This window comes from Pseudanabaena sp. SR411 (assembly GCF_002251945.1).
Classification (GTDB): Bacteria; Cyanobacteriota; Cyanobacteriia; order Pseudanabaenales; family Pseudanabaenaceae; genus Pseudanabaena.
On the sequence record NZ_NDHW01000184.1, the window covers coordinates 46,322 to 68,553 of the forward strand.

Genomic DNA, 22,232 nt, shown 5'->3' on the forward strand with positions numbered 1-22,232 from the left:
AAAGATTTTTTGAAAGTGTTACTGCCACACTTTCAAAAAATCTCTTGTGAAGCCGACTGTATGGCAACCCTACAGAGCTTAGCACTTAAATTTTCTCGACTGGGAATTGAATCTCGGTAATGTAAGACTCATTGTCTAGCTCAACGCCACCTTGAATATAGAACTCACGGTTTGCGCCGATGCAACGATAGCCATTATTCTCAATCCAAGTTAGCAAATATTGATAACCATTGTTAAGAGTGCTGTAGCTACCATGATGAACCACACAGGCGATCGCCTCATATCCCTGAAGCTCATAGACCTTGATGCGATCGCTCCCTTTTACCGAAGCAGGTACAGACACAACTGCCTCAGCATCAACATCGCTCTCCTTGTAGCCAGAATCATGCCAGATCCCAGCATCATAGTCAAACTTGGTAACTCCATGCTGTGCGAGATACTGATATAGCTCTTGAAAGAGCTTAGCGATCTCAAAATAATGAGGCAAAATCTCGCGAATTGAAGCAACTGTAATCGGTTCAAACTTCTTAATCACAACTTCGTAATCAGACATAACATCCTCCTGTTCTATTTGTTTAAGGCGGGCTGCTACTCTCACCAATCGCGCTTGTTCCTCCTCAATCTGCTGTTGCAAATCAGCTTGCTTCAGCCGCAACATTCCGCGCATCTGTTCAGGAGAAATCTCTTCATTTAGCAGTTGAGAAATTTGCTCTAAAGAGAATCCCAAATCTTTGAAGGCAAGGATACGATTGAGTCTGGGTAATTGACTCGCAGAATAAAAGCGATATCCCGTAAAGCGATCGACGGTGATTGGCTTGAGTAAACCCATTTCGTCATAGAGGCGTAGGGCTTTAATAGACACCTGACTGAGTTTAGAAAAATCTCCAATTTTGAGCATTTCGTTGACCTCATCAACCTCTTGTTGTGATTACACACTATCCCCTAAGGGTAGAGTCAAGGATAAACCCAAAGAAGTGCGGCGCTGAGCGCCGCACTTCTTTGGGTTTACTCAATTTCATAAGGGCTTCACTGTAAAATAAGGAACCGATTTTGATCGTGCATCTTCGCCACGCGATCCAAATCGGTTCCTTATGAAATTGCAGAACTTTTACTTACAGAAGTTTTTAGGCATAACTTTTTGATTTAACTTTTTTAGAATTCTTTCGTCCTACCGCCGCGACAGGTTCAGATCTCCTTAATCCTTCTAATTGCTTTAGTTGTTGAGACTGTTCTTCCAAACGAATAGAAAGGCGATCGCCTACCAATTCACATAAATCAAAAATGAATGGTTCCACGATCGCATAATAAACACTGACTCCTTGAGGAGTTCGCGAAACAATTCCAGCCTGAGCTAATATTTTCAGATGTTTAGAAACATTGGCTTGTCCTAATCCCGTTTCTTCCATAATTTCTGTGACATTCTTCGAGCCAGACTTCAGGGAACACAATACCTGCAATCGGCTGAGTTCCGACAACACTTTAAAGTAATCGGCAACTTGAGTCAGGGCAGAAGAATTTAAGGTCATAGTTTTGAAAGTAAGTAATCTTTAATTGTATATACTGACTATAGCATATTGCCATATAGTGATATGGATAGAGCAAGAAACAGGGACTTAGAGGCAGCGCTTTGTGATGTCTCTAACTTAGAGAACATAGGAACAAAGGACTGATCAAGAGCATCTATATAATTTAGGGTAGTGTAATTCAATAAGGAACCAAATTTTTGATAGCGTAGATTCGCCGCGCTATCAAAAATCGGTTCCTTACTTTACAACAAAACCCTTATGTAGGAGTTTGATTTTTAATTCACAAAAGTGTGGTCACACTTTTGTGAATTTGGTATTAGATTTAAGTTAGAAAGCAGGGCAAATATAAAAATTCATATTCTATTTTGTCCCAATTATTCATTTATTTAGCTTACTATGCGCCACAAATACTTAGATTGGAGAATTAGTGCTTGGGGAATGAGCATCGGTCTACTGTTGGCGATCGCCCCTAGTGCTTTTGCAGTAACACCTGCATCAGTGAACCAAAATGCTGATGTATCTTGGTCGAATGTTGTTGAGAATCCCTTTGACGGAAAACTTGTTTATGACAAGCACTTTAGCGATGATTTTGCCTTTGTTTCCAGTTGGTCAAAGCAGGGAATTAAAGCAACATATACGGAATATTGGTCAGATGTAGTCGGTTATCGCCGCGTATGGAAAAATCGTCGTGTTTGGCATCACGATCGCTACATTAATCAACGCTATAGCGATCAAGAGCCTGTTTATGAAAAAAGAGAGCGATCGCGATCGCCCAAGGCGCTTTTATTTAGTGTTCAAGGCAAGATTTACACCTATACCGACGGTGAGGTTGATCCTGAGCTATCCGCCGCTCTAGCAAGTTTACCCGCAGGCAATACGACGATTCGGGCTGTGTGGAACAATGATCAAACCACTGACTTTCCCATTGGTGCAGGCACAGTAGAAGCTTGGAAGACGATTTTTAAAGTCGAGCCACCACCTTCTCGGTTTGGAAATTAATAAAAAAGCACCCGAAGGGTGCTTTTTTATTAATTTCCAAACCCAGTAAGGTTTTCAAAAACAGAAATGGCTACGCCATTTTCTGTTTTTGAATTAGAGAGTTTGATCATTGTTAGGGCGTGGACGGACACGGCTAGGAGTCGTATCTGGTTCAGGTAGAGGCGTATATTGATTGCCCGTGAAATCTTTGCTAACTCGCAAACGTTGGCTAGTGATCGTAATGCCCGACTCACGTACCAACACTACTGAAATCCAGCGATCGCCTGAAGAAAAAGGAGCCTGACCAATTTTGAACAAGCCACCTGCACGCAAAGGACGCAGATTGATCATGTTTTCATTTAGATAATTCTTCGCTTCGACAGGTTCTTCGATCGCTGCCCCTAATAATAAACTCGTACCCAGTGGCTCGGTGACGATCGCATCAAGGACATACTGCCGACCTACGCCGATTAGTTCAGGCACTTTCAACTTAACGGGTGGAGGGGCATCACCCGTACTCAATGAAGACTGTTCTGCTAAAACTTGCTGCGACACAACCTGTAACTGTCCATTGATATTTTTATAGGTCTGCGTCGAAATCAACCTTGCGTCTAACTTGAAGTTGTCATTCTCAGCCCCACGCATCCCTTGCACCATCGTTACTGTTTCCGCAGTAATCAAGTCTCCTTGTTTTTCCCATTTGGAGATTTCAGTGCGATAGGTAATGTTTTTGTAACGTTGCCAGAGTTCGCTTAATGTCTGCTTGTAGCGATCGCGGGTTAACCCATCGGAATGATTAAAAGTCGGAGCATAATATTTCATCACCGTTTCAATATCTTGCTTGCTGGCAGCCTTGTCCAGCGCAAATACGATATTTTCTAATTCGGCGGGAGCAGGTTTCGATGATTGGGCAGCCAGTGCAGGATTGGCGATCGGTGCAAGCGTGGCAACTGCCGCAGAAACAAGTAACAGACTAATTCTTTTGAACATGCGTAACTCTAATCAATAATCTGTAACGATGGTTTTGTGAATATAAATTTGTCTACGACAAATTTATATTCGTGATATTTATACCAAAACATAATAGATTTTTTGAAAGTGTTGCTTAGCAACACTTTCAAAAAATCTATTGGTTTTGGTTTGAGCGCAAAGCGCTTTAAGAATGCGACAAAGCAAGAAATTGTTTCTCAGTTATACGCCCAGATTGGTATAGTGTCTCATTTATTTCAGAGATTTTTAACACCGCGTGGGGTGAATACCCACTTTCTTGAATGCGATCGCATACTCCCGACTCATGATCGATAAATACGACGATATCACGCACCTTTAAGCCGCAGCTTTCAATTTTTTGCGCTCCTTCGATCGCACTCTTTCCCGAAATCAAAATATCATCAACCACGACTATAGTTTCACCTGCTTCATAATTTCCCTCAATCAAGCGTCTGGCTCCATAGGCTTTCACCTCTTTACGCGGGAAAATCAATGGAAAATTTAAACGCAGTGCTAGCCCTGAAGCTGTGGGTAATGAGCCGTAGGGAATTCCTGCAATGCGATCAAATTTCAGATCTTGCAAGATCTCTGCATACGTGCCGATTACCGCATCAAATACTTGGGGATTAGAAATAATTCGCCGTAAATCGATGTAATAGGGGAAAACTTGTCCAGAGGCTTGCACGGTTTCTTCAAAGGTAATGCAGCCAATATCAAACAACTGCAAGATCAGATTGGAATGGGGATGTCCTGCTTGATCGAGTAAACAAACATTTGGCATCCACAGATCGCAGGTAGGACGTTGATGCGTAGTCAAAGAGATCGCTTGATTGACCTCATCCCGTAGCGATCTCACTAATTGTGCAGGTTCACCAATTGCCAAAGCATCTTGATTCACAGGCAAAATTAAGCCACCACCATTGGCATCTAGCCCAGCATTGAGAATAGCCGCTAGATTTTCGATGCGCTGACCACTACCTTGACTATTTGCCCAGATACTTCTCGCTAAGATTAAGCGCTCAGGAGCCAGCGATCGCACCTTTGCCAAAGCTTCAGGATTTGCTGCCCCAATTTCTAGGGCTAAATTATCCATTCCTGCCCAAGCTTGACAATTTTGCACCACATTTAGATATAAAGGCTGCTCTAGGTTGGGATATTCTTGAAAATCTTGGGCAGTTGTATTTGATGAATAGCAACTCACAAAAATGGCTTTATCGGGATACATCAAAAATCGCGCCGCTAAATCTTGCCCCAGATAGGGACTCAGGGTAATCGCATCCACACCCCACTGCTCGAAGGCAGTCTTCGCAATCACTGTGCTGCTATTGAGATCGGTATGTTTAGCATCGAGTATGATCGGAATTTCTGGTGGAATCGCCTCTAAAGTTTTGGCTAATAGCTCTAACCCGCCCGCCCCTAACGCTGTATAAAATCCTAAAGTTGGCTTATAGGCACAGACCAGATTAGCCGTGGACTGAATGATAAAGTTCATCCATTCCCACAGATAAGCAACCGCATGATCGGGATAAGCTCCAGACTTCATTTCCGAGTCATATCTTGCCTTGTACTTGTCAGGCATCACTTCAGGATTTGGGTCAAGTCCCAAACATAAAATGCTCTGATTAGTAGCGATCGCAGTCCTGAGTTTTGAGGCAAAGCTCATAATTTAACAGCTTAGATGCAAGCAGGTTTTTGAGATTGCAACAAATATACCGCCTACGGCTGACTATATTAACGTCAGTTCGACAAAAGCGCAAAATGGTAAAAATTGCAAAGCAATTTTTACCATTTTGCGCCATTTGCGCCGCACTTCGCGCGGCGCAAATGGCTATATCGAACTCACGTTATATAAAAAAAACAAAAAGTAGACTGTTCATAAAACCCATCCTCTACTTACTTAACTTGCCTAACAATAAAAACGATCACGTCCTTGTTGTTTTGCCTGATAGAGATTTTTGTCGGCGATCGCGATGAGATCTTCAAGAGATTGTTCTTGTGTGGGAATGATGCTGGCAATACCTAAGCTAATTGTCACATTAGAACTGACTTTAGAGGCCTCGTGAGGAATTTTTAAATCATGAATAGCATGTTGGATTAATTCGACAACGGCGATCGCGCCTTCCATATTCGTATTGGGTAGAATCACCACAAACTCTTCGCCTCCATAACGGGCAAAAAGATCAGTAGGACGTTTGAGTTGACTAGCGGCAGTTTGTGCGACTTGAATTAAGCAAGCATCTCCTGCTTGATGTCCATAGCAATCATTGTAGAGTTTGAAATAATCAATATCTAAGAAAATTAGGGAAAGACTTTGTTTTTCTCTTACTGAACGTTGCCATTCTGTTTGTAAGCGATCATCAAAACAGCGCCGATTAGCAACTTGAGTTAACCCATCAGTTAAAGATCTAACATGAGCTAACTCCGCTTCCATTTTTAGCATTTCTTGAGCTAATTTTTTTTCTGTGATATCGGCAAAAGAAGCTACTACAGCATAAGGGGATGTCTGATCGGGATGACGTAAAGGTTGGGAATTAATCGATATCCATCTTGTCGGACAGTCTTCCTTACAGATTCCCATAATTACGTTGGTTTGTGGTTGTCCTGTTCTGAGCGTAACCATAGCGGGATGATCTTCACTCAAAAAAATCGAGCCATCCTCTCGAATTGTCGATCTTTCAAAATCAACGGACTTAAGCCCTCGCATCTGATCTGCGGATAATCCCAAGATCTTTTCCGCGTTTTCATTACAAGCAGTAATTTGCCCGTCTGCCTGTTGCAATACGATGCCTTCAGACATACTGGTAATGACTGAACGATATCGGGATTCACTTTCTTGAAGTTCTGTCAGTAGAATTTTTCTAGAGTCGGCTTCCTTTTCTCGTTCTAATAGCTCTTGTTCTAACAGTTCAAATAAGCTGGCTTGTTTAATGGCTATCTCTAACTGGGTAGCAATTCGCCTTGCAAAATTAATCTCGGAGTCTTGCCAATGACGTGGTGCTGAACATTGATGAATGCAGAGCAAACCCCACAAATTCTCTGTTTGTATGATGGGGACTACTAAATTAGAAATAACTTGAAATCGCTGTAAAATATCTTGATGACAGTCTGTAAGTCCCGATTCGTTAATGTTATTTATGACCTGTATGCGACCTTCTTTATAATACGCAGCATATTGATCGCCAAAGCAATGATCATAAATCTTCAATGCGATTACCGAATCAAATCCTGCTATTACAGATTCAGATACGAATTCTCCGTTGCAGCAGTTAGAATCTGGATCGAACTTAAATATACCGATGCGATCGGCATTCATAGATTGACGAAGTTCTTGAGCGGCAATTTGGAAAATAGCATCTAAATTAAGAGATTGCCTAATTCTTTGGGTGATTTCTGCAAGCAAGACTTCCCGTTTATATTGTTCATCTAACGCATCTTCTGCTGCTTTGCGAGTTGCATTACTGCGGCGCAATTCAAACTGGCTAATCGCTAGCCGACTGAGAGATTCTAATTGTCGAATTTGTTTTTCAGTCAGATTTCTAGGCTGGTGATCGATGACACACAAAGTCCCTAGAGTAAAATTATCTGATGTCTTTAAGGGCATACCTGCATAAAAGCGAATACTCGGATCTTTTGCCACCAGAGGATTGTCAGTAAAACGAATATCTTGGGTTGTATCAGGAACATTTAAGAAGGCACTATCGGCAACTGCATGACCACAAAAGGAGATATCGCGTGGTGTTTCCGACACATCCAAACCCACTTTTGACTTAAACCATTGTCGATCACGATCAACTAATGATATTAAGGCGATCGGTGTGCCACAAATCTCCGCTGCTAGTCGCGTCAAGTCGTCATATTCTTGCTCTGGTAAGGTATCAAGAATATGGTAGCGATTGAGAGCTTCTAGGCGATCACTTTCATTTTTAGGGAGTTTAGGTTTCTGCATGAAGATCAACTAGACAAAGCATGATTAGTCAATAAATAATATTCCTCTATAGTTACCCAAGAGGTTACCACCTATTTGGTTATGCGATATCTGGCAGGATACTTGAGTAATTTACTAGCAGCTTAGCGATCGCAGTCCTGAGTTTTGAGGCAAAGCTCATAATTTATAGCTATAGCCAGCCAAGTCAGGACATAAAACCCAAAAGAGAGTTGCGGCGCTTCGCGCCGCAACTCTCTTTTGGGTTTTGGCTTTGTCTTAACATTGATGTCTATAGCTATAACAGCTTAGATGCAAGCAGTTTTTTTTGAAGTTGCAACAAATATACCGCTTAGATCTTCATTATTTAGGGTTCGGCAATATTTTTGGTGGCGCGGCGAAGCCGCGCCACCAAAAACTGATTCTCTTGATTGACATCTGCTATAAAAAGTTGTTTTTGCAGACAAGTACTTGTCTGCAAAAACAACTTTTTATCTGACTAATAATCGCGAGTTGTCATATTTCATCAAAATTGATGTAGAATCTCACTCGTTCTCGTTTCGCAAATCTTCAGAGCATTATCCCTAGCCTTCTACAAGTCGAATTACAGGGCTTTTTGTACATTTTTGTATGGCTTGTAGCTTGCTCTCAACCGTCCTACAGCGCAACGTTCCCATGCAAAACTTTATGTCTCGCTCCCACCAGTCATTTAATTTGTTGTCTAATCGCGAATTGTCTAATCGCAAAGTAGCCAATAAATCCAAATCCCTGAATATACGTCTGCTATCACTGACTCTGTGTGGCTTAGCTGGTAGTTTAGCGATCGCCACACCCACAGCCCAAGCAAATCGTCTCGAAACCTTCGTCTATGATTTGACCGATAGCAAGATCGAGTTTTCGCTCAAAAACGACATTGAGCCAAAGGGAACTGTGATTAGCAATCCCACGCGCATTGTGATTGACTTACCAGGGATTGTCTATCAGGGCCCAACAGTAAGGCGGCGCGTCGGACGCGGAGTGCAAGCAGTGCGCGTCGGACAGGTTGATGCCAATACCACCAGAATGGTGGTGGAGCTTTCGCCCGAAGTAACGCTCAATCCTCAAGATTTACGACTCAGATCTAGACAACCGGGACGTTGGACGATGCAACTTCCCCAAAATATTGCGGCGATCGATCTTAATAGTGTTTCCAATTTCACTTTGCCTGTAACGGGTGCAATTAGTTCTGGGTTCGGTTGGCGAGTCCATCCGATCACAGGTCAGAGAAAATTGCACAAAGGTGTTGATTTTGCGGCTCCCACTGGTACACCGATTTTTGCGGCGGCTGATGGTGTAGTCACCTATTCAGGATGGACGGATGATGGCTATGGCAATGTTGTCGAGTTGCGCCATGGGAACGGTGAGTTGACGCTTTATGCCCATACCAACAGGGTGTTCGTATCAAAGGGACAGGTTATTAACAAAGGACAGGCGATCGCTGAAGTCGGCTCAACAGGACGCAGCACGGGTCCACATCTGCACTTTGAAATTCAACCCGATGGTAGAACTGCTGTCGATCCTATGGATTATTTACAACTTCGCCAAGTGACCCTTGATTTAGCCTCTAATAGTTTTAAAGATTAAAAATCAAAAAATTAATGGCGGCGCTTCGCGCCACCATTAATTTAAAGAAAGCATTCCTTTGGAATGCTTTCTTTATGGGGTTTTATTCTGCGTCTAGCTTCTGGATATAGGTTCCTAATTCTTTAAAAGTGCCAGCATAGGTGACGGTGGGAGTCGTGTAACCTTTAAGCTCCACAGAATATTGCTTGAGTGGCAACAATACCGCAGCATAGGGAGTATGGCTGTAAGTTGCAGAACCGATCGCTACATCCAATCCCAATTGCTTAGTTGAGGACTCCAACCGAAAGGCGGCATTTACGGTATCACCAAGAGCCGTGTAGTCTGGATGCTCACTAGTTCCCATTTGTCCAACCATGGCATAGCCAGTGTTTATGCCAGCACCTACACGCAATTGAAATGGTAATTCAAACTGCTGATTGAGTTCATTGCTCATTTCATACAGCTCATAGAGAGCACGATAGACTTTGAGCATATCTTGGGTAGCCACAGTATCTGAACCCTTGCCAGCCTCATGAATCCAGACCGTCATCACCGCATCTCCAATATACTTATCTACCCAACTACCATGGCGATCGATGATCTCACCAGCGCGGCGAAACCATGTGCCGATCGCCTCTGAGAGAATATGCTCATCCATTTGTTGGGTCAGTTTGGTGAAATCTCGAATATCCACGACTAAAACTGTAATTAGTTGCCGCTTATGCAGCATAGCCGTCGCTGCTGCATCGGTATTTTCTTCGTTTTGAGTACTGCTAGTATCGGGAGAAGTGATTGTTTCGGGACAATAAAATTCTAAATTTGTTTCGCCAAGGGTGACGCGATCGCCATTTTTTAAGCTGACAGGAATGGTCACCCGCCGCCCATTCACAAATGAACCATTGCGACTACCAAGATCGATCAGAAAATAACTACTTTCTCCCACAATTTGAAACATGGCGTGGTTGCGCGATGCACATTTATCAGATAGGGGAATATCATTTTCTGAGCCGCGCCCTAACGTCCAAGAATATGCATTCACAAGGGGAATCTGCATCGCACCTTGAGATCCATGAAGTACGATATGTGGTTTTTCATCCCAAGTTGTGACAGGCTGACTCACAAGGTTATTAACCCCCAAATATAAATTTACGAGTGGATTTACAAATTTTCTGCGTCTCTTTGAGTCCTTGCTTTTGCTAATATACCGTTTTTTGAGGGTTGCGATAACCCTAAGAACAAAGGTAGCGCGAAGCGCTACCTTTGTTCTTAGGACTCAGAAAGATTTTTGAAAGAGCCGCTTTCAAAAATCTTTCTGGGCTTTAAATCAACGCAAAGTGCTGTCATCCCTTAGCAATGATGCTGAGGGATGATGCAAAATAAGCGCCAATACCATAACTTATTTATATATAGCGCTTTGCGCTCAAACCCAAACCAAGAGATTTTTTGAAAGTGTTGCAAAGCAACACTTTCAAAAAATCTCTTGTGGTTCGTTTGATCGGTAATTGCTGTAGATATAATTTTTCATGCCGTTAGCTTCGTTCAGGCTTAATCTCGATGCAAACTACTGTTTCCCCAAAACAAGAAAATAAACAGCCCAAAAGTTTTTGGACAAAGCCTTGGTTCGTTGTAGTTTTACTCGTTGTTCTCCTAGGTGGTGGATTTATCGCCTTTCGTGTTTTGGCTAGCATGAATCAAAGCCCAACATCTCTCAATGACAAAACTCAATTAGTTGAGTCTAAGTCTTTAGATATCAAAATCAAAGCGAGTGGCTCAGTTGTACCGATCGAAACTGTTAATCTCAGCCCCAAGCAAGCAGGAAAATTAGTTGAGCTATTAGTTGAGCAAGGGGCGCGAGTTAATCAGGGACAAGTCATCGCCAGAATGGACAATGCGAACTTGATCCCGCAGCTTTATCAGGCTCAAGCTAGTGCGGCAGCGAGTGAAGCTAATTTGGCTAAATTACGCAATGGGAACCGTCCTGAAGATATTGCGGCGGCTCAGGCTAGGGTCGAGTCAGCCCGTGGTCGTGTCGAGTCAGCCCGATCGCGCTTAGCATTAACCAATATGAAAACATCTCGCTTTCGGGGTTTACAAACTGAAGGAGCCATTTCTAGCGATCGCTTTGATGAAGTGTTAACCGACGATCGCAGCGCTCAGGCTGACTTGTTAACGGCTCAAGCTAATCTAGCGGAAGCAACACGTTTATTAGAAGAAACCCGCAATGGTAGCCGTGTTGAAGATATTGCTCAAGCTGAAGCGCAACTTGCCCAAGCGATCGCAGGGATCAGAGTGATCGAAGTCCAGATCGAAGATACAATTATTCGCGCTCCCTTTGCAGGCATCATCACTCAAAAATATGCCAATGCAGGAGCCTTTGTCACACCGACAACAACTGCTTCAGCAACCAATTCTTCAACATCGACTTCGATTGTGGCGATCGCTAATGGCTTAGAGATCATTGCTAAAGTTCCTGAAGTGGATATTTCCCAAATTAAGATCGGTCAAGAAGTAGAAATTATTGCTGATGCTTTTCCGTCGGAGGTGTTTAAGGGCAAAGTGCGTTTGATTGCGCCTGAAGCGATTATTGAGCAGAATGTGACATCGTTCCAAGTGCGGGTAACCTTAGAAACTGGCAAAGATAAGTTGCAATCGGGGATGAATACAGATTTGCGCTTTATTGGTCAAAGAATTAATAGTGCGTTGGTTGTGCCGACAGTGGCGATCGTCACGCAAGAAGGGCAAACAGGTTTATTAATTGCTGATGAAAAGGGTAAGTCTAAATTTCAACCTGTGACGATTGGGACAACGGTGGATAATCAAACTCAAATTTTAAGTGGTGCAAAAGTAGGCGATCGCGTATTTGTGAAACTCCCAGAAACAAAAACAACTCCATAAAAAAAGGGAGTCGCTTAGCGACTCCCTTTTTTGTCTAATATCTTGGGAAACAAAAGCGATCGCTAGATGTAAAAATTTAGCGATCGCTTCAGCTACAATTTAGTCAATGTCGATATTGGCTATGTACTGATTAGATGGGCAGTCTAGCTTCTCAACTTGTGGGACTGGGCTATCTGGGATATGAGGCGATGAGGGTAGGTTAACGAGGGTTACACCAATTGTGATGAGATGGGATAGTACAAATCCGCTAATCTTGGCGATAAGTGGTAAGCGTTTCCAAGGGATTTCTAGCTCTAGGTGCAGTCCTTGCTCGTTAGCGGAGATATCTAGCTGGGTGTCGTTGATTGCTTGGTTATTTTTGTTGTTATCGATATTGTTAGCCATGTCCTTTAGCTCCTGTTTTAAAGTTTAATTTTTCTGGACTAAACCTATTAAAGTGCCTGTCAGAAGGGTGTCTGAGGATAATCAATGCGGATAATCAGCAACTTTAGAAAATATTTTTCAAGTCCTGAAAACCATTATTCACAAAGGCTTTTGGGACTTTTGGCAAGAAATGCGGATTTTCAGCAGTGGTTTGTGGATTTTCAGCAGGTGGAGGTGTGTTTTGGCTAACTGGAGACTCAATGGCGATGGTCAAAAATTCTTTGAAGAGCAATTAAAGGAAAAAGGTTGGTTTTCTTTGAATGACACTCAACTCTCTGACCTGCTAAGAGTGGATAGATCTACTGTGGCAAAATTGAGAAATGGAAAACAAGAGGGACATAAAAGCAAACTTGAAGGTGTCATGATTGCACTTGGTGAGGATTCTGAAAAGGTCAAATCAGAGGCATTTGCAAGAAAGTATTTTCAAGAAATCAAGAACTCTCTAAAACCTCAATTAGAAGAGGATATAAGCTCTTTTACAAAAGAGACGTTGGTAATCCAAGATGATGTAGGAGAGTTTGATAGTCCTTTTCAGCCTACTAATTGCAGAATTGAGAATCCTGAACAGTTTTTTAATCGCGAGAAAGAAGTACGCACTATTTTTGAGTATTTGAATAGTGGTAGTGGGGTGGAGTTGTTGGGCGATCGCCAAATTGGTAAGTCGTCGGTATTGCTACAGGTCGAGCGACTGGCGGCAACTATGCTGAGGGTGAAGCGAGAACCGATTTACTTTAATTTGCAGGAAGTACATACGGAAGACGAGTTTTATGAGTCTTTTTGCGAGAAGTTGGATATAGAGGCTTGTAAGGGATATGTCTTTTTTCGGGCGATGCGAGATAAACGGTTACTGTTGCTACTTGATGAGGCGGAAAAGATGTCTTGGGATGGGTTTACGCGGCAGATACGGGAGCAGTTACGCAGCCTTGCGGAAGGTGGGAATGCTCCTTTAAGGTTGGTGGTAGCTGCTCGAACTCCTTTGGATGATTTGTTTCCAGATAGTCATGAGAGTGGAATGACTTCACCTTTTCAGGGAATTTGTGTACGAGTGGATCTCAAGGCTTGGGATCATCCAACAGTAAAAAGATTTATTACTTCAAAACTTGAGAATACTGGAGTTTGCTTTAGTAATGCTGAAATGGAAAAATTGTGGTTAGATAGCCAAGGACATCCACAAAAACTGATGAAAGCTTGTTTTGATCTTTATCGTCAATATCGCTAAAACCAATGACCGAAGAAACACCTACATCACAAGTCCCACTCCTCGACCTCGCGCCAAAACTCAAGCGTCCACTATCACTCAGGAATCCGCTTGATTATCTATTGCTGCTCTATTGGGTGTTCTATTTCCCACAAGCGATTCGTTGGTATGTCGAAACATTTTGCGAACCCTTATTTGGCTCCAATCGACTAACGTGGAAATTATGGTGGGAATTAACAAAAAATCGTCGTAACAATTTTCAACTTACTCTAATGGGAATAATTTTGGAAATATCTATTCCTACGTTAATACATTTCAGTTTGCAAAGTTTTGGTTTTGATATTAACTGGGTTAGACTAGTGCTTTGTTTATCAATTGGTGTTTCGATTACAGTTAACTGGAATTTGGGCATACCATTTGCTATAGCTGTTGGCATGATGTTTAGCCTAACATTTGCCATAGCATTTGACATAATGAATGGTCTATTAATTATCATGGCATTCGGAATGGTATTAGGAGTTGGCATTAGATTATTAGAAACTGCTGTTACGAGTACTTTAAGAGCATTGGTTCGAGTCATTGCTGAAGGCTTGGCTGTATTTATGACTATAGGTGTAGTGATTATCTTCTTGGAACTTCATAGATCTTGATAAGAATTATAGGACTAAAATATAGATAGTATGTTTGATTTAATAATAAATATATTAATTTGGATATTAGCAGTTCCAGTATTTATAATATTATTCAGAGCCAATTCTACTGGGTGGTTCCGTAGGTTCTTTGTTCATTTTCTCGCAGTCTGGATTGCTGTCATAGTGAACAAAATAAATATGATTGCTGGGAATTCAATCGGCATAACAATTTTTATGGAAATTAGCTTGATGTTATTTTCAGCTATAACATTCAGTGTAATAATCTTAAGGCTTGACAATCACTTATTATCTTTTGCAAGACCTCCAAGAATTTCGCTACTTGGGGTTACAGATGTTGATACTCAATTGCTCCAATGGCTAGAATCTGACTGGCAAAAAGGGTTACTAAATGCAAATCAATATTTAAAGTATTCATTTCAAGTTATCTCTGTTGATCGTGCAATAAATAAAGCTCTTACATCTACACAAGTTAATGAATTGCTAAATCGTGTTGCTATACTAAGTGATCTTATTTTGGATAAACAAGTTTTGCGCTATGCTTCTGCTTGCTTAATAGATAACTTAAAAGCTGAGTTTGTAGAAAGTTTAATTTGGCTTCCTTTTAATTCGTGGTTTGCTGAACGATGGGGAGCAAGCCGCTATATGCGCTTTGATACTCCTGCTCATACTACTGCCGCAGGTTTCTGGTACCTCCATGAAGCATCAGAAGCTAAAGAAGTTGACGAATCTATTTCAAGTCTGACGAAGGCAGTAGAAGTATTTGAACATTTAAGACAGATTAGACATGGCGATGAAATGTACAAAATCGTCATAAACCTACGAAATTATAGTAACCCGACGAATCTGGAAGAGTTATTAAATATTCCCTCAACTGAATTTCCTAATGAAGCAAATTTTGACACCCCTAATTCACAAATATTTTCAGGGTTAGATATTTCCGATATCACAGTTAAACCTGCGCTTAAATCAGTATATTTAATTCCGATATCGTTTATAACATCAGAAAAAGCAGAAGATAATATCTCAGAAAATTCTCCTCGCGTTGGAGCCGTTAAGTTCTTAAGACTTGCATTTGATCTTTTACGTCCTCAAACATGGAATTTAATCAGTAAGTTATCAATTTCCCTCTCACAGGTTCAAACGATTAGACGTTCCACATCTCGAACCACCCGTTCCTATTCTTTAAACCTTGCGCTTGGAGAAATTGCAAAAGTCCTGACAATTATCGATACGTTACCACCAGAAGTTTCCCGTGTCGAAAAACCAATCTTAAAAGATATTGCAACTCGTTGGCGCGATATTCTTCTCAGTACAGCCAGTGAAATCGGACAAATCGAAATAGATAAACCGATCGCAAATCCCTACACCATTGGCGATCCTGTTATCGGTGAGCGTTTCATCGGACGAGAAGACATTCTCCGCCAACTTGAAGAACTGTGGTTTATCAACACCAGACCCCAATCGGTGATCCTTTACGGACATCGCCGCATGGGTAAAACCTCCATCCTCCGCAACGCCACCACAAAAGTTAATACCGAAGTTCGCGTTGCCTACGTTAACCTCCTCAGCGTTAGTAGCGCCAGCAATGGCATTACCGACATCCTCATGGCAATTTGCGACGCACTCGAAGAAGTTACCGAAATTCCTGTACCAAGCAATAACGACCTGTTCCAATTCCCAGAAACCACCTTTCGCCGCTATTTAGAACAAATTACGAAAACCTTTACAGGTAAAGGGCTAATCATTGCCCTTGATGAATTCGAGAAAATCGAAGAACTAATCGATGCAGGTAAACTCAGCAAAGACTTTCTCGGCTTCCTGCGTGGCATGGTGCAAATGAGCAGCAAACTTGCCTTTGCCTTTGCGGGACTACATACCCTCCAAGAAATGAACGCCGACTACTTCCAGCCCTTCTATGCCAGTTTTTATGCTATCTCCGTCGCCTTCCTCACCCGTGAGGCAACCCACCAAGTCCTCGCCAACCCCGATCCCGAATTCCTCCTCGACTACGAACCCGCCGCCCTTGACCATATCTATGACCTCACCAACGGACAGCCCTACCTCACACAATTGATCGGCTTCCAACTTGTGCGACTATTTAACGACTATGTATTCGAGCAAGGTAAACCCCGCGATCGCACCTTTACCATTGATGATGTCCGCACCATCTGCTCAGGCGAAAACTTTTTCACCACAGGCATTAACTACTTCAATGGAGTCTGGCAACAAGCCTCTGAGGGAGCAAACCATCAGCAAGACATTCTCAAAGCCCTAGCCCATCATCCCCAAGGACTCACCGAATCAGAACTAATCTCACAAACTAATCTACCTAGCGAAACTCTACAAGCCGCCCTCAAAACCCTCAAAGATCATGACGTAATCCACAGTCAAAAAACTAATGAGATTGTTAATTGGGCGATCGCAGTCGAACTCTTGCGCACTTGGGTCGTTAAATACAAACTGAGTGATTACTGATGTTACGTGGAACGAATATCGCCCTCACCCCCCAGCCCCCTCTCCCTTAATGGGAGAGGGGGAGTAAAACTAATTTCTTGTTCCCCTCTCCCCTTTTGGGAGAGGGGCTAGGGGTGAGGGTCTTGAGAACTTCCACGTAACATCAGTTATTTAAGTTTTTTGCATGATTCTATTAGCTTCTCTCTCCCCACTCAATAAAGCACCATGCACAGTTCCTAAATATTTACCGTAGGTTGCTTCACCTGCGAAAAACAAGCGATCGCCTATCGGTTCTGCCAAGCGATCGCAGTCTTGAATAGAACCATTGATCGAAAAAGTAGAGTAAGAACCATAGGCAAAAGGATCATTGTGCCATTGGGTTAATAATGTGGCGGTAGGTAACGGAATATCTTTGCCAAACATTGATCGCAAATCAGACATGATGTTCTGGATTGCCTCAGATTTAGGCATTTGTGATAGCGATCGCGAAAAATCACCGCTAAACATAGCGGCTAAAATCGGCTGCTGAATATATTTCTGCCAGTTGTAAAATTCAACATAGCGATCGGGAATATTGCCATTGATATAAGCCATCGTGTGAGGTTGTGATGGCCAAAACTGTTGAGGAAATTTTAATACTAATCTATTTAAAGCGCCCATACCCAATCGTTCAATTGCTGCTAACTTCTCTTCGGGCAATGCTGGTGAGAACTTAATAGAACCCCGTTTCAGTACACCCAATGGAACCGTAACAATCACCTGCGAACCACTAAAAGCTCCGCGATCGGTGGTCACTTTTACGCCAGTATCATCGTAGGCAATCTGCTGTACAAGATGTTTAGTCCGAATATCTAAATCTTTGGATAGAGCCTGTACAAGCTGGATATAGCCTTGCGGAAAAACTACATCTGCTCCTGTAAATTCTGAATCTTCCTCAAAACCCTTGATTCCTAAATTCGCAATATCTTCTCCCACTTCACTCTCAATCGTCGAAGATAGAGTTGCCCGAAAACCCTTAAGAGTAATTCCTGTAATTTCTTCTGATTCAATTATTTGTTGAGCAATATCAGCTAGAGTAATCTGCTGCGATGATCCAGCGTTATTCTTTAACTCAGCAACCCTATCTGTAAAGGCTTGAAAGGCTTTGCTGATCATGCGTTCTTCTGATTTGCTTAGGAGTTGATCGACACCTTTATAATTCCATTGTGATTCGAGATCAGAGACCACAGTCTGAATCCCAAATTTTTTGACTAATGGCGAGATTGGATTACCATCAATGGTGTGAATCCATGCAGCACCGAGATCTAAAGGAAACCCTAACGAATTATCTGTCCAAATTCTGCCGCCAATGCGATCGCGTCCTTCTAGAATAATTACTCGATATCCTTGAGCCTGTAATTTGCTTGCCGCCGTGATACCTGCAATCCCTGCTCCTATGACAATGATCTGTTCATTATCTTCACTATCGTCTGGCGATGGCTTAGCTGATAGATTGTCAGACTTACTAAATGCATTTCCACAGCCGCAGAGCCAACTTGTTGCCCCTGCGTAGGTTAAGTTGCGAGCCTGAAGTAAAAATTTTCGACGATTATATTTATCCATAAAAAATTTGATTACCACCTACCTTAGAGCGCGTTTGAGAAGTTTTACCCCCTCTAACTCCCCCTTTACAAGGGGGAGAATTTAAGTTTCCCACCTTTGCAAGCTACCGTGTACACACAAGTGTAACTGTCTACGTTTCGGTTTATCTAAGCCCCCTAAATCCCCCAATTTTGGGGGACTTTGAAAGAATTTTATTTTCTTGTTCCCCCAGAATTGGGGGCTAGGGGGCGATTAATTGTTGACTTGACTGGGTTTTACGACTTGTGTGTACACGGTAGCCTTTGCAAGGGGGGATTAAGGGGGGTAAAAGCAGAAATTTATGCTAAATACGAGACTTCTCAAACACACTCTTACTCGAATAGATAAAAGGGCGGAGCTTTGCGCCGCCCTTTTATCTATTCGACTGTGACAGACTTAGCGAGATTTCGGGGTTGATCGACATCTAAGCCACGATGCGCCGCCACATGGTAGGACAGCAATTGCAAAGGAATCACAGTGAGAATTGGCGAAAAAATCTCATCAACCACAGGAATTGGCAAAATGTAATCAAATACCTCATGTGCCGCAGGATCGTCGAGTGGTGCAACTCCAATTAGTTTTGCGTCTCTAGCCTTTGCCTCTTGAGAATTTGAGAGAACCTTCTCATATACAGCCCCAGGGGTGGCGATCGCCACAACAGGCACATCTTCATCCAGCAATGCGATCGGTCCATGCTTCATTTCACCTGCGGGATAGCCTTCAGCATGAATGTAGCTGATTTCTTTAAGTTTGAGCGCACCTTCGAGGGCGATCGGGAAGTTAATCCCACGACCTAAGAAAATAAAATCCTTAGTATGGGTAAACTGACGGGACAGATCTTCAATGTAACGTTCTTGGCTTTCAAGAATCCGTTCCATATAGGCGGGGAGTTGTCGCAATCCTTCGATGATTTCTTGAGCTTTATCTTCAGTTAATGTACCTTTGGTAATACCAAATTCTAAAGCTAGTAAATAGAAAATTAGCAGTTGAGCCACAAAGGTTTTCGTCGCGGCTACACCAATTTCAATTCCTGCTTGGGTATCAATCACCGCATCAGAAATTCGTCCAATCGAACTTTCCACACGATTAGTAATACCGAGACAGCGATCACCTCTTGATTTGGCAAGTTCTAAAGCTGCTAATGTATCCGCCGTTTCGCCCGATTGAGTCACGCCGATGACAAGGGTATTCTTTAAAGAAGGAGGTGGCGAATAGCGATATTCTGAAGCATACTGGACGCTAGTAGGAACACCCGCAAGCTGTTCTAGTAGATACTTCCCAACTAAGGAAGCGTGCCAACTAGTTCCACAAGCAATAATTTCCACCCGTTCAATCTGGTCAATAAAACCAGTTGGCAAACCTAGCTGAATCCAATTGTTTTCACTGATGTAACTAGCTAATCCTGCACGAAACACCCCTGGTTGCTCATAGATTTCCTTGAGCATGTAGTGCTTAAAGCCCTGTTTCTCCACCATTGTCGGATTCCAGTTCAGAGTCTGGGGTGTACGTCGGAGGCGATCGCCTTTGGCGTTATAGACCTGCACCGATTCTCTAGTTAGTCGCGCAATTTCACCATTCTCTAAGGGAATAACGGTGCGGGTATAGGCTACTAACGCAGGGGTATCGGAAGCACAGAAGTTCTCATCTTTACCAATCCCAATCACAAGGGGAGCCTGTTGACGCACAACCACTAATTCGTCGGGATAGTCAGCATGGATAACGGCGATCGCATAGGCTCCTTGCAATTTTCCAACCGTTAGTCGCACTGCTTCAAACAGTACTGAAGGCGACTTGTCAGGAATAATATTGCCTTGCTTCTCTAATTGTGAGAGAAATTCCGCAATCATATGGGGAATTACTTCTGTATCTGTTTCACTGACAAAAATATGACCCAGTGCTTTTAAATCAGTTCGCAGCAGGTGATAGTTCTCCACAATCCCATTTTGGACAACCGCAAGGTTACCCATTGTATTGGTATGGGGATGGGCGTTATGTTCTTCAGGTTTGCCGTGAGTTGCCCAGCGTGTGTGACCAATGCCAATTGGTGCTAGAGGTGCGGTATCTGCATTTAATTTTTCTTCGAGTTGGATGAGCTTACCCTTGGCTCTGACCCGATGCAAACTGCGATCGGCTGGGCGATCAAGTAAGGGAATTGTGGCTACGCCTGCGGAGTCGTAGCCGCGATATTCGAGTTTGCGTAACCCTGAGATTAAAACTTCATTTGCCGAGCGATGTCCGATGTAGCCAACAATTCCACACATAATGCTTAGTTACAAATATCTAAAATTTCAGTGATTAATTTTTGGTGCAAAGCACCAAAAATTAATCACTAACAAACTGTCTGTATTTAACCACGCGAAGTTCCTGCTGACTAACCTGACACATAGAAAGAAAAAACTCGCTCAGCGAGTTTTTTCTTTCTATGCAAATAAGGGGCGCAAAGCGCCCCTTATTTCGTTAATATCCTAAACTTTCGTTGTTTTTATCTTTCGGTAGCTCAGACACATTAGACGGAACTTCACGCTTGGGGCGCAGAGGAGCCGCTTGCAAAAAAATTGATTTCTCAGGACTCTCGCGCACTAGATCCCCAGGTTTCTTTTGAATTGATTGCAGCATCTCGTTATCAAAAGAACCTGCCGCATTAGTTAATTGTCTTTCTTGGCGCTTAAGTAGTTCGAGCTTTTTATATTGTTGATTCCATTGCTCTTGGGCATACACAGTCCAGCCGTAGATGACAAATACCGAAATCGTGAGTAAAACAGTTGCGGCGATCGAAAGTTTTTGCGTAGTCATCAAAACTCGCAACCACAGAGGCAAAGGAAACGAGTTAGTCTTTGGCAGCCGCTTGACGTTGCGATTATTGGCTGGCTGACGACTCGCTTGCCCTCGTTTGCTCTTGCGATCGAGAGGCTGAGGAGATCTTTGTGGTTCAGGGCTTCTCGCTCTGCTAGCTGTCATTTTTTTAACTCTTCTTTCACTCAAGATTCACCACTGCTACTTGTAGCACTTTCAGGGAGAAATTACCAAGTAGTTTTGAACATTTTGGGATTTATTTACTTTTTAATAAAAATATTGCTTTGCAAGATCTTTATTAAGCAGCTAGACATAATTAGCAAGAATAGATGCAAAACCTATGGTGAACATGCAGCGATCGCGACAGGTTTTGAGGCTTGATGTCTAATTGTGTCTAGAACCTTACAGCAAATACCGATTATACGAACCACAAGAGATTTCTTGAAAGGGTTGCTTCGCAACCCTTTCAAGAAATCTCTTGGATTGGGTTTGAGCGCAAATCGCTGTAGCAAATAATTTCAGACTCTAGAATTATAGTGGTCATTGATTTTTTGGCAACAAGAATTTAACAGAAATCCGATCGCCTTCTTTTAAACCAAGTTCTTGGGTCAGCCCAGCCCTTACTTCAATCACATTATCAGCGACGACACCGCCCTCAGGATAAATTGGACAGGGATCGCTTTGGCAAGTCGTCGCATTGCGGGCGATCGCTTTCACTTCACCATCAAGTAAGAAAATAATATCGAGGGGTGAAGGTGTATTTTTCATCCAAAAGGCGGTAGGACGCGCAGGCGTAAAGGGAAATAACATACCGCGATCGTCAGGTAATGGGGGACGAAACATTAATCCTTTTTCCTGTTCCTTGAAAGTACTGGCTACCTCTAACTGAATTTCGCGTCCCGCAATTGTAGCTGTGGCAGTAATTGGCAAGTATTGAGCCAGTTCAGAGACTGGTTTGGGTTTAGTTTGTGGTGCAATCGTCTGAGGAGCAGAGGATGATGTCGCAGGAGTTGCTGACGGAGTAGAGGGTTTAGGCACTTCGGTAGCAGCAGGCGCACAACCCATTAGACAAAGGCTTAGGCTAAACGTACATAGCTTTATACAAAGTATTTGGATCGAACGAGGATTAGGTGTGTCACAATTTCTAGAAGTATCGCCAGTCATATTGCCAGTCATCC

The 22,232-nt window shown here is 42.7% G+C and carries 17 protein-coding genes; 6 read left to right on the top strand and 11 right to left on the bottom strand.

The window, feature by feature from the left end; translation table 11 throughout:
• Window positions 1–85: 85 nt before the first annotated feature.
• Both B9G53_RS19405 and B9G53_RS19410 read right to left on the bottom strand, forming a co-directional pair.
• Complete coding sequence (locus B9G53_RS19405) at window positions 86–898, bottom strand: MerR family transcriptional regulator (protein ID WP_094535117.1); 813 nt, start codon at window positions 896–898, stop codon at window positions 86–88.
• A 226-nt stretch (window positions 899–1,124) separates the two neighbouring features.
• On the bottom strand, window positions 1,125–1,526 hold the full coding sequence (locus B9G53_RS19410; RefSeq protein WP_094535118.1) for a helix-turn-helix transcriptional regulator: 402 nt from the start codon (window positions 1,524–1,526) through the stop codon (window positions 1,125–1,127).
• 438 nt (window positions 1,527–1,964) lie between these two features.
• On the opposite strand from B9G53_RS19410, the gene B9G53_RS19415 reads away from it, so the two are divergent.
• Complete coding sequence (locus tag B9G53_RS19415) at window positions 1,965–2,525, top strand: hypothetical protein (RefSeq protein WP_141211832.1); 561 nt, start codon at window positions 1,965–1,967, stop codon at window positions 2,523–2,525.
• A gap of 93 nt (window positions 2,526–2,618) precedes the next feature.
• Here the strand turns inward: B9G53_RS19415 and B9G53_RS19420 are convergent, their stop codons facing one another.
• From B9G53_RS19420 to B9G53_RS28680, 3 genes are all read right to left on the bottom strand, one after another.
• The gene (locus B9G53_RS19420; RefSeq protein WP_094535120.1) at window positions 2,619–3,494 is read right to left on the bottom strand and encodes a hypothetical protein; all 876 of its coding nucleotides are present in this window, start codon (window positions 3,492–3,494) and stop codon (window positions 2,619–2,621) included.
• 166 nt (window positions 3,495–3,660) lie between these two features.
• Window positions 3,661–5,157 (bottom strand): bifunctional orotidine-5'-phosphate decarboxylase/orotate phosphoribosyltransferase, encoded by a 1,497-nt coding sequence (locus B9G53_RS19425; protein ID WP_094535121.1) that lies wholly within the window; start codon window positions 5,155–5,157, stop codon window positions 3,661–3,663.
• Between the two features lie 243 nt (window positions 5,158–5,400).
• Window positions 5,401–7,440: a diguanylate cyclase gene (locus B9G53_RS28680; RefSeq protein ID WP_094535122.1), complete on the bottom strand. Its 2,040-nt coding sequence runs from the start codon at window positions 7,438–7,440 to the stop codon at window positions 5,401–5,403.
• A gap of 663 nt (window positions 7,441–8,103) precedes the next feature.
• Here B9G53_RS28680 and B9G53_RS19440 point away from each other — a divergent pair.
• Window positions 8,104–9,039 carry a peptidoglycan DD-metalloendopeptidase family protein gene (locus tag B9G53_RS19440; protein ID WP_094535124.1) on the top strand — a complete coding sequence of 312 codons (936 nt, stop codon included), beginning with the start codon at window positions 8,104–8,106 and terminating at the stop codon, window positions 9,037–9,039.
• An 82-nt stretch (window positions 9,040–9,121) separates the two neighbouring features.
• On the opposite strand, the gene B9G53_RS19445 is transcribed toward B9G53_RS19440, so the two are convergent.
• Window positions 9,122–10,138, bottom strand: a complete 1,017-nt coding sequence (locus B9G53_RS19445) for an adenylate/guanylate cyclase domain-containing protein (RefSeq protein WP_094535125.1) — start codon at window positions 10,136–10,138, stop codon at window positions 9,122–9,124.
• A 434-nt stretch (window positions 10,139–10,572) separates the two neighbouring features.
• Between B9G53_RS19445 and B9G53_RS19450 the strand changes: the two genes are divergently transcribed.
• Complete coding sequence (locus B9G53_RS19450) at window positions 10,573–11,913, top strand: efflux RND transporter periplasmic adaptor subunit (RefSeq protein WP_094535126.1); 1,341 nt, start codon at window positions 10,573–10,575, stop codon at window positions 11,911–11,913.
• A 99-nt stretch (window positions 11,914–12,012) separates the two neighbouring features.
• Here the strand turns inward: B9G53_RS19450 and B9G53_RS19455 are convergent, their stop codons facing one another.
• On the bottom strand, window positions 12,013–12,297 hold the full coding sequence (locus tag B9G53_RS19455) for a hypothetical protein (protein WP_094535127.1): 285 nt from the start codon (window positions 12,295–12,297) through the stop codon (window positions 12,013–12,015).
• Between the two features lie 220 nt (window positions 12,298–12,517).
• Here B9G53_RS19455 and B9G53_RS19460 point away from each other — a divergent pair, with 220 nt between their 5' ends.
• The 3 genes from B9G53_RS19460 (at window position 12,518) to B9G53_RS19470 (ending at window position 16,662) form a co-directional block, all read left to right on the top strand.
• Window positions 12,518–13,555 (top strand): ATP-binding protein, encoded by a 1,038-nt coding sequence (locus B9G53_RS19460; protein WP_094535128.1) that lies wholly within the window; start codon window positions 12,518–12,520, stop codon window positions 13,553–13,555.
• 5 nt (window positions 13,556–13,560) lie between these two features.
• A complete protein-coding gene (locus tag B9G53_RS19465; protein ID WP_094535129.1) occupies window positions 13,561–14,184 on the top strand; it encodes a hypothetical protein in 624 nt (207 codons plus the stop codon).
• A gap of 516 nt (window positions 14,185–14,700) precedes the next feature.
• Window positions 14,701–16,662: an ATP-binding protein gene (locus B9G53_RS19470; protein WP_176453278.1), complete on the top strand. Its 1,962-nt coding sequence runs from the start codon at window positions 14,701–14,703 to the stop codon at window positions 16,660–16,662.
• 150 nt (window positions 16,663–16,812) lie between these two features.
• On the opposite strand, the gene B9G53_RS19475 is transcribed toward B9G53_RS19470, so the two are convergent.
• From B9G53_RS19475 to B9G53_RS19490, 4 genes are all read right to left on the bottom strand, one after another.
• Window positions 16,813–18,243, bottom strand: a complete 1,431-nt coding sequence (locus tag B9G53_RS19475; RefSeq protein WP_094535131.1) for an NAD(P)/FAD-dependent oxidoreductase — start codon at window positions 18,241–18,243, stop codon at window positions 16,813–16,815.
• 395 nt (window positions 18,244–18,638) lie between these two features.
• Window positions 18,639–20,522 carry a glutamine--fructose-6-phosphate transaminase (isomerizing) gene (glmS, locus tag B9G53_RS19480; RefSeq protein ID WP_094535132.1) on the bottom strand — a complete coding sequence of 628 codons (1,884 nt, stop codon included), beginning with the start codon at window positions 20,520–20,522 and terminating at the stop codon, window positions 18,639–18,641.
• A gap of 196 nt (window positions 20,523–20,718) precedes the next feature.
• On the bottom strand, window positions 20,719–21,219 hold the full coding sequence (locus B9G53_RS19485; RefSeq protein ID WP_094535133.1) for a hypothetical protein: 501 nt from the start codon (window positions 21,217–21,219) through the stop codon (window positions 20,719–20,721).
• Window positions 21,220–21,594: 375 nt separating this feature from the next.
• Window positions 21,595–22,230, bottom strand: a complete 636-nt coding sequence (locus B9G53_RS19490; RefSeq protein WP_254923740.1) for a DUF192 domain-containing protein — start codon at window positions 22,228–22,230, stop codon at window positions 21,595–21,597.
• Window positions 22,231–22,232 lie beyond the last annotated feature (2 nt).

What these genes read in the sequence shown, in the direction of transcription:
- B9G53_RS19405 (WP_094535117.1), bottom strand. Translation starts at nt 898, where the DNA reads ATGCTCAAAATTGGAGATTTTTCTAAACTCAGTCAGGTGTCTATTAAA.
- B9G53_RS19485 (WP_094535133.1), bottom strand. Translation starts at nt 21,219, where the DNA reads ATGACAGCTAGCAGAGCGAGAAGCCCTGAACCACAAAGATCTCCTCAG.
- glmS (WP_094535132.1), bottom strand. Translation starts at nt 20,522, where the DNA reads ATGTGTGGAATTGTTGGCTACATCGGACATCGCTCGGCAAATGAAGTT.
- B9G53_RS19425 (WP_094535121.1), bottom strand. Translation starts at nt 5,157, where the DNA reads ATGAGCTTTGCCTCAAAACTCAGGACTGCGATCGCTACTAATCAGAGC.
- B9G53_RS19475 (WP_094535131.1), bottom strand. Translation starts at nt 18,243, where the DNA reads ATGGATAAATATAATCGTCGAAAATTTTTACTTCAGGCTCGCAACTTA.
- B9G53_RS19410 (WP_094535118.1), bottom strand. Translation starts at nt 1,526, where the DNA reads ATGACCTTAAATTCTTCTGCCCTGACTCAAGTTGCCGATTACTTTAAA.
- B9G53_RS19450 (WP_094535126.1), top strand. Translation starts at nt 10,573, where the DNA reads ATGCAAACTACTGTTTCCCCAAAACAAGAAAATAAACAGCCCAAAAGT.
- B9G53_RS19465 (WP_094535129.1), top strand. Translation starts at nt 13,561, where the DNA reads ATGACCGAAGAAACACCTACATCACAAGTCCCACTCCTCGACCTCGCG.
- B9G53_RS28680 (WP_094535122.1), bottom strand. Translation starts at nt 7,440, where the DNA reads ATGCAGAAACCTAAACTCCCTAAAAATGAAAGTGATCGCCTAGAAGCT.
- B9G53_RS19420 (WP_094535120.1), bottom strand. Translation starts at nt 3,494, where the DNA reads ATGTTCAAAAGAATTAGTCTGTTACTTGTTTCTGCGGCAGTTGCCACG.
- B9G53_RS19415 (WP_141211832.1), top strand. Translation starts at nt 1,965, where the DNA reads ATGAGCATCGGTCTACTGTTGGCGATCGCCCCTAGTGCTTTTGCAGTA.
- B9G53_RS19490 (WP_254923740.1), bottom strand. Translation starts at nt 22,230, where the DNA reads ATGACTGGCAATATGACTGGCGATACTTCTAGAAATTGTGACACACCT.
- B9G53_RS19440 (WP_094535124.1), top strand. Translation starts at nt 8,104, where the DNA reads ATGTCTCGCTCCCACCAGTCATTTAATTTGTTGTCTAATCGCGAATTG.
- B9G53_RS19455 (WP_094535127.1), bottom strand. Translation starts at nt 12,297, where the DNA reads ATGGCTAACAATATCGATAACAACAAAAATAACCAAGCAATCAACGAC.